The sequence below is a fragment of the Thermoflavifilum thermophilum genome, assembly GCF_900116565.1.
GTDB classification, from domain to species: domain Bacteria; phylum Bacteroidota; class Bacteroidia; order Chitinophagales; family Chitinophagaceae; genus Thermoflavifilum; species Thermoflavifilum thermophilum.
Genome location: NZ_FPCJ01000001.1, coordinates 426,905 through 439,223 on the forward strand (window position 1 = coordinate 426,905; position 12,319 = coordinate 439,223).

Here is a 12,319-nt window from a genome sequence, read left to right on the forward strand (position 1 = left end):
ATGCGAAAAATGCAAGGATGAAAACCGCTTCTGTCAGTTACACAGCTTTGATGCAGCAACTTCGCAAAAAACAGCTGTCGCCCGTATATTGGCTGGAAGGCGAAGAAGAATATTATATTGATCAGCTACTGGATGTGTTTGAAAACCATTTGCTCAGCGAACAGGAAAAGGATTTTAATCTGCACGTGTTTTATGGTGAGGAGGCCGATTGGCGCGATGTGGTTAATGCATGCCGGCAATATCCGGTATTTGCACATCAACAGGTGGTGATACTCAGGGAAGCACAGCAAATGCCTTTGTCACAGCTTCAAAAACTGGAAACTTACATCACTCATCCTTTACCTTCAACTGTATTTGTAGTTGCGTATAAACATGGAAAAATAGATGGTCGTACTGCTTTTGGCAAGCTGATTCATGAAAAAGCGGTGTATTTTGTATCACAGCCCATTTATGAAGAACAGATACCGCAATGGATTGAACAGCATTTGCAGGAAATAGGATTGAAAGCCACGCCACAGGCCATTCACATGCTGGCCGAACATATTGGTAATGATCTTACCCGCATCAGCATGGAGCTGGAAAAAATCAGGCTTAACCTGAAAGATCAGCAGGTGATCGATGAACATCTGGTTGAACAATATGTGGGCATCAGCCGTGAATACAATGTTTTTCAATTGCAGGATGCCATAGGCAAAAAAGACATAACCCGCATCCTCCATATCCTGCATTATTTCAGCCTCAACCCCCGTTCAGCACCCTTGCAGCTGGTAATTGCTTCCCTGTATCAATACTTTGTAAAACTCTGGCAATTGCACAGCATGCGCAATCTAACCGACAAGGCCATGGCCGATCAACTGGGTATTCATCCTTTTTTTCTCAAACAATATCTTGCTGCTGCCCGGCAGTACCCCAAGCAAATTGTGGAAAGAAATATTCTGTTGTTACATAGCTATAATCTGAAGAGCATAGGCATAGACCAGGTAACGTATGATGAATCTTCCCTGTTGCAGGAAATGATCTTCAGGCTAATCAGCTAAAGGCTCAGGAAGGCAGCTTCCAGCCCCCATGCAAATAGGCTATCAGCAAAAGCGGTACCGTAATCAACAAAAAGATAAGCATAGGCCCCCAGATCGGTTTGGGCTGATAGGCCTGGTACTGCCCCAGGTATTTTTTCCACAGCCATTGATGCAGCAGCAAAGCCCCTACGACATTGAAGATCAGGGTGATGTAAATATTCAATTTGAGCAGACTGATGATAAGCAATGTCATCACCATATACAGAAATCCAAATCCTAAAGCTACCAGCACGCCTTCCCGCTTGCCCGTACGCTGACAATTCAAAGCCAGCAAAATGGATGCAAAAAAGGGATTAAACAACAGGGAAATGATATACAAGGCCGATTCGGGATAAAGCGAAGGCGTATCCATCGCTGAAGAAGAACGGGATACGGGAAAATCAGGTACCGATGTATGCACCGGCTCCTGTATATCATAATGTCTCCACGCTTCTCTTCTTTGCTGAATAATTTGGCGGATATGTGTTTCTTCTTCAGCTGTGAAATTGCGGCCTCTCTTTTTCAATTCGGCTACAGCAGCTTCAATAGCATCGGGGACGTATTTTTCGGGATACCGGATATACCGTTCGAGCTCTTCGTCGGAAAGAAACGCCATCACCGGCACGTATGTATTTTCCATGTTCACCTTACAATTCCTCTCAAAATTACGACAAATCTGTTCACCAAAAAGTAATTGCGGAAGATTGTTTTATTGCATGAGCTGGCTGGTTTTATTCACAATCTTATGAATCACGGAATCAAGTTGTTCGAGTGATTGCTGGATAAGTGGCATCAGCTCCCGGTAGTCATGGTCTTTTTGGGTTGCATGATATTCTTCCAGCAAAGTAAACAGCCCCATCAACGCCGATGCAGGCCCGCGCACTTCATGTGCACTCACATAGGCAATTTCGCGCAATTGTTCATTTTGGCGCAGAATGGCTTGTTCATATTCTTTTTTAAGTTGTATATCCTGTGTGGCACCGATCATGCGTATCGGCTGCTGATCTTCATTATACAGGATATAGGCTCTATCCAGCACATATTTGTATTTCCCATCGCCACAGCGCAACCGGTATTCATCGGCCCAGATGGTTTGTTTTTCATTCAATGCTTGCTGGATGCCCTGCAGCACACGTTGTTTATCATCCGGATGCAGATTTTCTTCCCAAAGCTGGCCACCCTGCTCCGTGGGTTCATAACCAAACATCTGCCAGAACTGCTCGTTGAACACCACCCGGTTGTTTGGAATATCCCAATCCCAGATTGCATCATTGGTGGCTTTTGTAACCAGATCGTACCGCTCAAGCGCTTCTTTCAGCCGGAGTTCCTGTTCTTTGATTGAAGTGATATCATGCAAAATGCAGGCTACACCTATAACCTTCTGCTGATCATTCAGTATGGGGTTCATGGATACATGGGCATGGCGCGGCTTTTCGCTTTCTCCCAATACATCAGTTTCTTCAAATTCCACCTTTTCTCCTGCCATGGCTTTGCTGTAGGCATCCATCCAACGATTAGCCTGTTCGACGTTGGCGTAATCAGGCATCCACAACGTTTGCCCAGCCTGTATGGTTTTGCCGGTTTTGAGCTGCATGATGTTAGCAAATGCCTGATTGAATACCACCAGCTTGTAATGCATATCAATAGCCCAGATCGCATCGTCGGTGCTATTGATAATGGCCTGCAGCTTGTTTTCCAGATCTGCAAGCTCTTCCTGTGCCTGCACCATGGCTGTTACATCGCGCACATAGGTGAGGCGGGCATCCCGGCCCTGAAAATTGACCGGATGTGTGTAGATTTCTACAATTAAAATCTGTCCGTCTTTCCGCAAATGTTTCCATCTGCCCCAGTAATGAATGGCTGTATCGGCAATGGAATGATTCAAGGCCAGAAAACGGCTTCTTTCTTCTGGCGGACGAATATCGAGCAAAGTCATCTTTAAAAACTCATCACGCGTATAACCGTATTGGATTTCGGTAGCTTTGTTGACTTCCAGAAAACGAAAATTTGCTACATCAAACACATACAGGGTTTGGGGATTTTCCAGAAACAACCGCTTGTAATCTTCCTGCGCCCGCAAAAGTTGTTTGTGTAACTTTCGGATAAAGACATACAGCAATATGGCAGTTATAAGCACATAAACAATTCCTTTGACCGTTTGCAGATGCTCCACAAAAGCCCATCCCGTTTGCCGTGCCAGCGAAGCCAACAAGCTATCACTGAACACAATCCAACACACGCCTACCAGAAGATAAAGAAATGCAATTACAAAAGGCGTTAGTTTCATAAACGAGCAAGGTGATAAGCTACAAGGATAATAAGTTAAGTGAATTTGCTTACATAAGCAAGATTTTTTCTATCTGCGGACTAAAGGCAGAATCCGTATTTTTGGAACATCAAACGATAAAGGGTGAAACGCATTGCCAGTGCACATCAGCTTGAGCTTACCATTGACCGGCTATGTTTTGAACTCCTGGAAAGGCATGGTGATTTCCAGCAGTCGGCCATTATTGGCCTGCAGCCACGAGGGGTAATGCTTTCAGACCGAATTTATCACCGGCTGTTGCATATTCAGCCTCGGTTGAATCTTCGGTACGGCAAGCTCGACATCACATTTTACAGGGATGATTTCAAACAACGTTCCGCCAGCCTGGTACCCAATACTACCGACATTGATTTTGTAGTGGAAGGCCTGCGGGTGATTTTAATTGATGATGTGCTTTACACCGGCCGCACCATCCGTTCAGCACTGGATGCCATGCTGGATTTCGGCAGACCTGCAACTGTGGAGTTGCTGGTTTTGATTGACCGCAAGTTCAGCCGCCAGTTGCCCATACAGGCTGATTATGTGGGAAAACGTATTGATTCCATTGTATCCCAGAAAGTGAAAGTTTGCTGGAAAGAAGTACACGGCCGTGATGAAGTACTTCTGCTGGATGAAAATGAGACCTGAACGCCATTTGCCATGACTAGCCAATCTGCTGTTTCTGCTCCCATTTCGGTGGCTTTGATCGGGTTTGGACTTTCCGGGAAATATTTTCATGCTCCTTTTCTGAAAGTAAATCCCTGCTATCAGGTAACAGCCATTATGCAGCGCCACGGCGAAGATAGCCGGGCGATGTTTCCGCAGGCAGCATTATTCCGGGATTCCCATGCACTTCTCCGCCAGGCAAATGCAGAACTGGTGATTATTACCACACCCAACGATACGCATTTTCAACTGGCCATGCAAGCGCTGAAAGCTGGCAAACATGTGGTAGTGGAAAAACCCATAACCCTTTCGACCCACGAGATGGCTGAACTGATGGCGTGCGCAGAAAAACATAACCAGCTGCTGGTGCCTTTTCACAACCGGCGGTTTGACAGCGGATTCAGAACTGTTCAGCAAATTGTGCAATCAGGTTCATTAGGTGAAATCGTGGAGGCCTGGCTTCAGTTTGATCGCTGGCGGCCACAGCCACGTGTGCATTGGCGGGAACAGGCACTACCCGGTAGCGGCATTCTCTACGATCTGGGACCTCATCTGATAGACCAGGCGCTCTGTTTGTTTGGGAAACCCCAGGCCGTGACGGCATACCTGGGTCGGCAACGCCCCGGGGTACAGGTGGAAGATATGTTTGAAATCTGGCTCGCCTATGAAAAGTTGATGGTAAAGCTCCATGCCGGCATGCTGGTGTGCGACCCAACGCCCCGCTACTTGCTCAGAGGCACCGGCGGAGCGTTTGTAAAATACAGCGAGGATCCGCAGGAAGCCCTCCTCCGGCAAGGCCATTTGCCTGACAATCCGAACTGGGGCACCGAGCCAGCCGAAGCGTGGGGCATGTTGTACAAAGATCCCACATCAGCAGAGGCTTTCCCTTCGTTGCGGGGCGACTATGGATTGTTTTACCGGCAACTCTACCAGGCTATCCGGCATCAGCAAAAAACGCCGGTAACGGCTATGGATGGCTATCATACCATTCAACTGATTGAACTGGCTATGGAAAGCCATCGCTCCAGGCAATCGTTATCATTGAACTGAAATGAATCAAATATTGAAAAAACTTATTTCCATTCTGTTGAACAAACCCCGCTCAAATGCCTACTTGTTCATTTCCCTGAAAACAGAACTAAATACTATCTTTGCGCGTCTTGGCATGTATCATAAAAAATAATTATAACCTATGCAGATCAAGGGTTTAGTGAAATTTTTCACCGTGGTGCTGATCCTTATTTCCCTCTATCAGCTCTCCTTCACATGGGTGGTGAAGCGGTATGAATCCAAAATCAGAAAAGAAGCTCAAGCATTTGTAAACAAACATTATCCTTCTCCCTCTGAGAAGTATCCCCAGGATGCAGCGCTTCAGAAAGCCTATGCAGATACGCTGGAACAGCTGATTGAAGACCGCATGCAGCATATTGAAGACAGCACCCGCGATGAAGTGATCTACAATACATTGATCAATAAATACACCTACGAACAGGCCAAGGAACAGGAACTCAATCTGGGCCTTGATCTGCAGGGAGGTATGAACGTAGTGCTGGAAGTATCAGTTGAGGACCTGATTCGTTCCATGGCCAACAATTCAAAAGATCCTGCATTCAACCGGGCACTGGAACTGGCCAGCCAACGCAGAGGTAGCAGCGGAAAAGATTTTGTAACCCTTTTCTATGAGGCATGGAAAGAAGTAAAACCTGCCAATGAACGGCTGGCTCCTTTGTTTGTGAGTGCCTTTCAGAATAAACTCAACTACAATTCCTCGGATGATCAGGTAATCAATGTTATCCGCAATGAAGCCAATGATGCCATCAAACGTACCTATAACGTTCTGTTGCAACGTATTGACAAATTCGGTGTGGCTCAACCCAACATCAATCTGGATCTGAACAGAGGCATCATCACGGTAGAGTTGCCAGGCGTGCACAACCCCGATCGGGTACGGAAATACCTGCAGGCAACTGCCAAACTGGAATTCTGGGAAACCTACGAACTGGATCAGAATTTTTACAACAATGTGCTGGTGCCCATGAACAATGCCATCGCGCAATATCTGGCCAGTGAAAACACAAGTGCCGACACCAGCCATTCAGCTACCGAATCAAAAACAGCTTCTGCAAACGGACAATCCGACACCTCAGGAAACAGCCTGCGCTCCTTTATTCATGCACAAGCTGCCCGTACCCAGTCCGATACCACCAGTAATGAACTCTTAGCCCAGCAAAAGCAAAACCCCTTGTTTGCCATCCTGCATCAATCTACCGGTCGCCCGGTTATCGGGACAATCCGGCTGGCCGATACCCCTCTGTTCAATTACTATCTTTCCCTGGATGCCGTGAAAAATGTACTGCCACGGGATTTGAAATTTTTATACGGATCTGAGACCGGCAACCGCAACAAGAAAAGCGATTTCATCAATGTATATGCTATCAAAACCATTCCCGGCTCGGATCAGCCGCCGCTCGATGGCTCCCATGTTGTAGATGCGCGGGCCGACGTGAGTCCTACCGGTGGAGGATATGAGGTTGAAATGCGCATGGACAACACCGGTGCGCGTATTTGGAAAAAATTAACCGGCGATAATATTGGTAAATGCATTGCCATTGTGCTGGATGATGAAGTGGTATCAGCTCCTGTAGTGCAATCAGAAATTTCCGGCGGAGTCTCTTCCATCACGGGCAATTTCACGGCACAGGAAGCCCAGGATCTTGCCAATATCCTGCAAACCGGTAAACTGCCTGTGCCGGCTCACATCGTACAAGAACAAGTGGTAGGCCCCACCCTGGGTAAAGAATCCATCCAGGCCGGCATCAAGTCATTTGTACTATCGTTTGTCATCATTTTCGTCCTCATGTTGATTTATTTCAACAACGGAGGTATGGTGGCCAACATTGCGCTGATTCTGAACTTGCTGTTTACAGTTGGTGTATTGGCCGCTCTGGGCGCTACCCTCACAATGCCGGGCATTGCTGGCCTCGTCCTCACTATTGGGATGGCTGTTGATACCAATGTAATCATCTTCGAACGCATCAAGGAAGAACTTTACCAGGGCAAAGGCTATCTACAAGCCATTGCTGACGGATACCGCCATTCCTATGCTCCTGTACTGGATGCCCACGTGACGATGCTGCTCACGGCCATCATCCTGTATTATTTCGGACTCGGCCCGGTGCGGGGTTTTGCAACCACCCAAATTTTGGGTATCCTGCTGTCCTTGTTTACCGGCATTCTGGTATCCCGACTGGTTGAAGATTTCTGGACAAACAAGAAAAGGCATTTTGAATATTTTACCAGGCTTTCACGCGCTATCTTCCGTAAAGCCCATTTCAAATTCATCGAAAACCGCAAATATGCCTACATCCTTTCCGGTATTCTGATGATTTTAGGCCTCACTTCTTATTTTCACGGCTTTAACGAAGGGGTGGAATTTAAAGGAGGTCGTAGCTATGATATTCAATTTACCCAGGCCTATACCACAGAAGAAATCGCCAAGTCTCTACAACCTTTGCTGGGTGAGTTTCCGGTAGTAAAAACCCTGGGCACCCATCATGTGATGAACATCACCACCTCATATCTGATTGATCAGAGTGGCGCAAAAATTGATTCCACCGTGCAGCATACGCTGTTTGTGGGCTTGCAGCCCTATTTGCCAAAGGGCACCGATTTCCAGACTTTCCGTTCGAAATATATCATTGGTTCCCAAACCGTATTACCCACGATTTCCGAAGATCTGAAACGTGGTGCGGTAAAGGCTACCATTTTTGCGGTCATCATCATTTTCCTGTACATCCTGATTCGCTTCCGCAGATGGCAATATTCATTGGGTACGATCCTTTCTTTGGTACACGATGTATTGGTGATCTTGTTTGTGTTTTCCTATCTGCGCAAATGGATTCCGGAACTGGAAATCAATCAGCAATTCATTGCAGCTATTCTTACCGTCATCGGATATTCCATGAACGACACCATTATTGTATTTGACCGGGTGCGGGAATATTTCCGGGAAATGAAAGGAGCTGATAAGGTAACCGTTATTGATAAAGCTATCAACGACACGCTGACAAGAACCATTATGACATCTCTAACGGTATTTGTGACGATTCTGATTCTATTCCTGTTTGGAGGTGAATCCATCCGTGGATTCTCATTTGCGATGCTGGTAGGTATTATTACGGGGACTTATTCTTCCATTTTCATTGCCTCACCGGTACTGGTAGATTTTGATAGGAAGAATCGCCTGCAAACGCGCGAATCAGCCGGTGTGAAAGCGCCTGCCTATGCATCGCGGAAAGCTACGGCAAAATAATCATACAAATTCGTAAGCTTGTTTCAGGCTGATAGGCCTCCGTACATAGGGAATATTGTGCCTGTAATGGATTTGGCGCGATCAGAAACCAGGAAGGCAATCAGCTCGGCTATATCTTGCGGATCCGTCCATTTGGCAATTTCTTTTTCAGAAGCGCCCTGCATGTTGGCAGGTGTACGAATAACGGCAGGTACAATGCAATTGGCCCGCACCTGAAAGGGCCTGCCTTCTTCTGCCGCAGCCAGTGTGAGCGTAAGCTCGGCAGCCTTGCTGGCAGCATACAAAGCAGCCTCTTTGCCCGGCCTGATGGCTGTCCGGGCGGATATAGTAACAATGGCTCCTTCACCTTTTTGTTTCAGTATGGGTAAAACCTCGGCCAATAAATAATAAGTAGCCCTGGCATGTAAGCCAAACAAAAACTCAAAATCTGCCTCTTGCGCATCGGAAAGCTGGGAAGCGCCCCGAAATCCCCCAGCCAGATGAACCAGGCCATAAATTTCATGGGATGATTGTACCCATCTTCTTACCTGATCACGCCGGGTAATATCCACCTGATGAATCTGCAGGGCTGAACCTGAGAATTGGCTTTGCAATTTTTCCACAGAATGGGCATTGTGTACAGCCACACTCAGTGACCAGCCATCCCTGAGAAGCCGGGCAACCACAGCAGGTCCCAATCCGCCAGAAGCACCGGTAATCAATAAACTTGCCATGCAACTATATATTGTGATTGAAAAATCTGATGATGCGCATGTTTAGCGATCCGATAAAATTACATCACCTGGATGGTTTCCCGTAATTTCGTTTTATCTAATAAGCATTAGATCCTCATTTGCACTCGTTCTGATCATGGAAAATCTCTCTTTTCAACTGGAAGCATGCGTGAATTGTTTTAATGCCGCCCGGATAGCTGAGCAGGCCGGAGCAGACCGAATTGAACTTTGCGAAAACCTGCATGCCGGTGGCACTACTCCTTCGGCCGGCACAATCAAACAAGTGAAAGCACATCTTCAGATTCCCATGTATGTGATGATACGGCCTCGCGGCGGAGATTTTTGCTATACTGAAGAAGAGTTTGCCATTATGCAAACAGATATTAAACTCTGTAAAAACTTAGGTTGTGAGGGCGTGGTCTTTGGAATATTAAAACAAAATGGTGAAATCGATATTGACAGATGCAGGAAGTTGGTGGAACTGGCCTGGCCCATGGAAACAACCTTTCACAGAGTATTTGACCTGTGCCCGGATCCCCACCGGGCAGTTGAAGAACTCATCGATGCTGGATTCCAATACATACTTACATCCGGACAGCAGGTTAAGGCTGTTGATGGAATAGATTTGTTGGCACAACTGGACGAAATGGCTCGTGGAAGAATACAACTCATTGCAGCCGGAGGCATCCGTTATCCTCAATTGCAGGAGTTGCTTACCCGTACCCATCTACGCTACTTCCATAGCGGAGCCTCTGTTCCCATGCCAACAGCGTTTCCCGAATCTGCGCCCTTTGCATTATCGGATATCTTGATCAATGGCGAAGAAATCAAACGAATGAAAACGTTGCTGAAAGAGTACACCCAAAAACAAACTCCATCATCGGAGTAAAAAACTGTGATCCGGATGCGATTCGAACGCATGACCCACAGCTTAGAAGGCTGTTGCTCTATCCAGCTGAGCTACCGGACCATTTCCGTTTTATCCATTCCTTACCCACTCCACTCTTCAAAAACTTTTCCCGCTCACGGGCTGCCGACCGCGTATCATACCCCTCCACCCAAATTAACTCCCACGGCCTATACGCCCGCGTCGACCGAGTCTGACCCCGATTATGCTCCCCCAAACGACGTCCTACATCCTTGCTCATGCCTACATAAAACCGACCATCCTTCCTGCTCCTGAGTACATATACCTGATATCGGCTTCTCTCTTCTCTTTCCATAACCTACAGCTTAAAAGGCTGTTGCTCCCTGCCTGCCGGCAGGCAGGTATCCAGCTGAGCTACCGGACCATTTCCGTTTTATCCATTCCTTACCCACTCCACTCTTCAAAAACTTTTCCCGCTCACGGGCTGCCGACCGCGTATCATACCCCTCCACCCAAATCAACTCCCACGGCCTATATGCCCGCGTCGACCGAGTCTGACCCCGATTGTGCTCCCCCAAACGACGTCCTACATCCTTGCTCATGCCTACATGCTACCTGAAAACTTATTTCAATCAGCAGGGTTTCCTACTTGATTATGATTGAAATGACGCTGCAAACTACACAATTTTGCTGAACTCCGGAACTCGGAATTCGGCTTTGATGTGTATTTTGCAGGTCTCAAACGTCTTGTTGCCATGGCTTATCATCTGATTCAATGCATGCGCTGGTATGGGCCCAACGATCCCGTCAGCCTATGGGATATCCGCCAGGCCGGCTGCAGCGGCGTGGTCACTGCACTTCATCATATCTCGGTTGGAGAAGTATGGCCGGTGGAAGAAATTCAAAAGCGACAGCAGGAAATTGCTGCCGCCGGCATGAATTGGGAAGTGGTGGAAAGCTTGCCGGTACACGAAGATATCAAAAGGCAAACAGGTAATTACCGCTACTATATTGCCCGTTATAAAGACAGCCTGCGCAACCTGGCTGCCTGTGGTGTTCGTGTCGTGACTTACAATTTTATGCCGGTACTCGACTGGATGCGTACCGATATCGCTTATCCGATGCCGGATCGCAGCCTGGCTCTGAGGTTCGAACGATTGGCCTTCATTGCGTTTGATTTGTTTTTACTCAAGCGTCCACATGCGGAATCAGACTATACACCCGATGAAATTGCACAGGCCGAACTGCGGTTCCAACAGATGAGCGATAAGGAAAAAGAGACGTTATACCACAATGCCCTGCTGGGGCTTCCCGGAAGCGAGGGGCATTTTACCCGCGACGAAATCCTGCAGGCGTTGGAAGCTTATGCAGGTATGAAAGAAAGCGAGCTGCAACAGCATCTGTTTGATTTTCTCCGGGAAATTGTGCCGGTTGCCGAAGAACTGCACATTCGCCTGGCCATTCATCCTGACGATCCACCCTGGCCACTGCTGGGCTTGCCCCGCATTGTAAGCACGGCCGATCATCTTCGGGCTCTGCTGCAAGCCGCCCCTTCTCCCTCTAATGGCCTTTGCTTTTGCACGGGTTCTTTGGGAGCAAGGGCTGATAACGATTTACCTGCCATGGTGAAGGAATTCGGATCATCCATTCATTTTCTTCATTTGCGCAACGTGAAACGCCAAAGTCCTGGAAACTTTTATGAGGCCGATCATCTCGATGGAGATACCGATATGTTTGCCATCATGCATGAAGTGGTGAAGCTTATGCAGCAACGCCAATGTGCCATACCCATGCGCCCCGACCATGGCCATCAGATGCTGGATGACCTGCATAAAAAAACTTATCCGGGCTATTCTGCAATCGGAAGATTAAGAGGATTGGCTGAATTGCGTGGCCTGGAAATGGGCATTCAGCGCATGATGGGAAATTAACTTCAGGCAAATACTGCATCAGGGTTGTACGATCACCGGAGGCGTTTTCACTGTATCGCTGATATGTCCCTGCAGGTCTTTGATGTAAATATAAAAGATGGCTGTATCCGGCAAATTAGGCCGCTGCGGCGCTGCTACCGCAAATCCCCCAGCCCCCGAACCATAAGGCAAGGTTAAAATAATCTGTCCCTGTAGATTCCTTTGTTTGGGAATATCTCCCGGCATGGGGTAAAAAATGTCATAATAATTGTACCCCACATCTTCCCGCACGAATACGGAATCCTGGATATCGCCTTCGGCATCCTTAAAATTCAGCACAATCTGCAACGTCTCCCCGCTGCCTAACTCCAGCGGATTCACGGATTCTAATGTAATTTGCGGAGTCGAGGGAAAACCATGATTTTTACTGCAAGCCGTAAACAGCAAACCTGCCAGTACCAAAATCACAAGGAAACGAATCATCATATAA

The 12,319-nt window shown here is 47.4% G+C and carries 12 protein-coding genes and 1 tRNA gene; 6 read left to right on the forward strand and 7 right to left on the reverse strand.

Annotation, left to right across the window (positions count from 1 at the left end):
- The first annotated feature begins 17 nt into the window (after positions 1-17).
- The gene (holA, locus tag BM367_RS01790) at positions 18-1,037 is read left to right on the forward strand and encodes a DNA polymerase III subunit delta (RefSeq protein WP_092456879.1); all 1,020 of its coding nucleotides are present in this window, start codon (positions 18-20) and stop codon (positions 1,035-1,037) included.
- A gap of 4 nt (positions 1,038-1,041) precedes the next feature.
- Here the strand turns inward: holA and BM367_RS01795 are convergent, their stop codons facing one another.
- Both BM367_RS01795 and BM367_RS01800 read right to left on the reverse strand, forming a co-directional pair.
- Positions 1,042-1,695 (reverse strand): hypothetical protein, encoded by a 654-nt coding sequence (locus BM367_RS01795; protein ID WP_092456882.1) that lies wholly within the window; start codon positions 1,693-1,695, stop codon positions 1,042-1,044.
- Positions 1,696-1,764: 69 nt separating this feature from the next.
- Positions 1,765-3,342, reverse strand: a complete 1,578-nt coding sequence (locus tag BM367_RS01800; RefSeq protein WP_092456884.1) for a PAS domain S-box protein — start codon at positions 3,340-3,342, stop codon at positions 1,765-1,767.
- A gap of 123 nt (positions 3,343-3,465) precedes the next feature.
- Here BM367_RS01800 and pyrR point away from each other — a divergent pair, with 123 nt between their 5' ends.
- The 3 genes from pyrR (at position 3,466) to secDF (ending at position 8,338) form a co-directional block, all read left to right on the forward strand.
- Positions 3,466-4,008, forward strand: coding sequence for a bifunctional pyr operon transcriptional regulator/uracil phosphoribosyltransferase PyrR (gene pyrR / locus BM367_RS01805; RefSeq protein WP_092456887.1), 543 nt, complete (start codon positions 3,466-3,468; stop codon positions 4,006-4,008).
- 12 nt (positions 4,009-4,020) lie between these two features.
- On the forward strand, positions 4,021-5,076 hold the full coding sequence (locus tag BM367_RS01810; RefSeq protein ID WP_092456890.1) for a Gfo/Idh/MocA family oxidoreductase: 1,056 nt from the start codon (positions 4,021-4,023) through the stop codon (positions 5,074-5,076).
- 142 nt (positions 5,077-5,218) lie between these two features.
- On the forward strand, positions 5,219-8,338 hold the full coding sequence (secDF, locus tag BM367_RS01815; RefSeq protein WP_092456893.1) for a protein translocase subunit SecDF: 3,120 nt from the start codon (positions 5,219-5,221) through the stop codon (positions 8,336-8,338).
- A 23-nt stretch (positions 8,339-8,361) separates the two neighbouring features.
- On the opposite strand, the gene BM367_RS01820 is transcribed toward secDF, so the two are convergent.
- The gene (locus BM367_RS01820; protein WP_092456896.1) at positions 8,362-9,051 is read right to left on the reverse strand and encodes an SDR family NAD(P)-dependent oxidoreductase; all 690 of its coding nucleotides are present in this window, start codon (positions 9,049-9,051) and stop codon (positions 8,362-8,364) included.
- Positions 9,052-9,187: 136 nt separating this feature from the next.
- Here BM367_RS01820 and BM367_RS01825 point away from each other — a divergent pair, with 136 nt between their 5' ends.
- A complete protein-coding gene (locus tag BM367_RS01825; protein WP_092456899.1) occupies positions 9,188-9,940 on the forward strand; it encodes a copper homeostasis protein CutC in 753 nt (250 codons plus the stop codon).
- 7 nt (positions 9,941-9,947) lie between these two features.
- Here BM367_RS01825 and BM367_RS01830 read toward each other — a convergent pair.
- The 3 genes from BM367_RS01830 to BM367_RS12310 all read right to left on the reverse strand — a co-directional run bounded on the left by BM367_RS01830 (position 9,948) and on the right by BM367_RS12310 (position 10,521).
- Positions 9,948-10,021: transfer RNA gene (locus tag BM367_RS01830), tRNA-Arg, on the reverse strand.
- Positions 9,999-10,274, reverse strand: coding sequence for a GIY-YIG nuclease family protein (locus BM367_RS12305; RefSeq protein ID WP_092456901.1), 276 nt, complete (start codon positions 10,272-10,274; stop codon positions 9,999-10,001). The genes BM367_RS01830 and BM367_RS12305 overlap by 23 nt, the downstream gene beginning before the upstream one ends.
- A gap of 10 nt (positions 10,275-10,284) precedes the next feature.
- Positions 10,285-10,521, reverse strand: coding sequence for a GIY-YIG nuclease family protein (locus BM367_RS12310; RefSeq protein WP_092456904.1), 237 nt, complete (start codon positions 10,519-10,521; stop codon positions 10,285-10,287).
- Between the two features lie 153 nt (positions 10,522-10,674).
- Between BM367_RS12310 and uxuA the strand changes: the two genes are divergently transcribed.
- The gene (gene uxuA / locus BM367_RS01845) at positions 10,675-11,850 is read left to right on the forward strand and encodes a mannonate dehydratase (protein WP_092456907.1); all 1,176 of its coding nucleotides are present in this window, start codon (positions 10,675-10,677) and stop codon (positions 11,848-11,850) included.
- 18 nt (positions 11,851-11,868) lie between these two features.
- Here the strand turns inward: uxuA and BM367_RS01850 are convergent, their stop codons facing one another.
- Positions 11,869-12,315: a hypothetical protein gene (locus BM367_RS01850; RefSeq protein WP_092456910.1), complete on the reverse strand. Its 447-nt coding sequence runs from the start codon at positions 12,313-12,315 to the stop codon at positions 11,869-11,871.
- Positions 12,316-12,319 lie beyond the last annotated feature (4 nt).

Coding starts and splice junctions, on each gene's coding strand:
- BM367_RS01820 (WP_092456896.1), bottom strand. CDS start 9,051: ATGGCAAGTTTATTGATTACCGGTGCTTCTGGCGGATTGGGACCTGCT.
- BM367_RS01825 (WP_092456899.1), top strand. CDS start 9,188: ATGGAAAATCTCTCTTTTCAACTGGAAGCATGCGTGAATTGTTTTAAT.
- secDF (WP_092456893.1), top strand. CDS start 5,219: ATGCAGATCAAGGGTTTAGTGAAATTTTTCACCGTGGTGCTGATCCTT.
- holA (WP_092456879.1), top strand. CDS start 18: ATGAAAACCGCTTCTGTCAGTTACACAGCTTTGATGCAGCAACTTCGC.
- BM367_RS12305 (WP_092456901.1), bottom strand. CDS start 10,274: ATGGAAAGAGAAGAGAGAAGCCGATATCAGGTATATGTACTCAGGAGC.
- BM367_RS01800 (WP_092456884.1), bottom strand. CDS start 3,342: ATGAAACTAACGCCTTTTGTAATTGCATTTCTTTATCTTCTGGTAGGC.
- uxuA (WP_092456907.1), top strand. CDS start 10,675: ATGGCTTATCATCTGATTCAATGCATGCGCTGGTATGGGCCCAACGAT.
- BM367_RS01795 (WP_092456882.1), bottom strand. CDS start 1,695: ATGGAAAATACATACGTGCCGGTGATGGCGTTTCTTTCCGACGAAGAG.
- BM367_RS01810 (WP_092456890.1), top strand. CDS start 4,021: ATGACTAGCCAATCTGCTGTTTCTGCTCCCATTTCGGTGGCTTTGATC.
- BM367_RS12310 (WP_092456904.1), bottom strand. CDS start 10,521: ATGAGCAAGGATGTAGGACGTCGTTTGGGGGAGCACAATCGGGGTCAG.
- BM367_RS01850 (WP_092456910.1), bottom strand. CDS start 12,315: ATGATGATTCGTTTCCTTGTGATTTTGGTACTGGCAGGTTTGCTGTTT.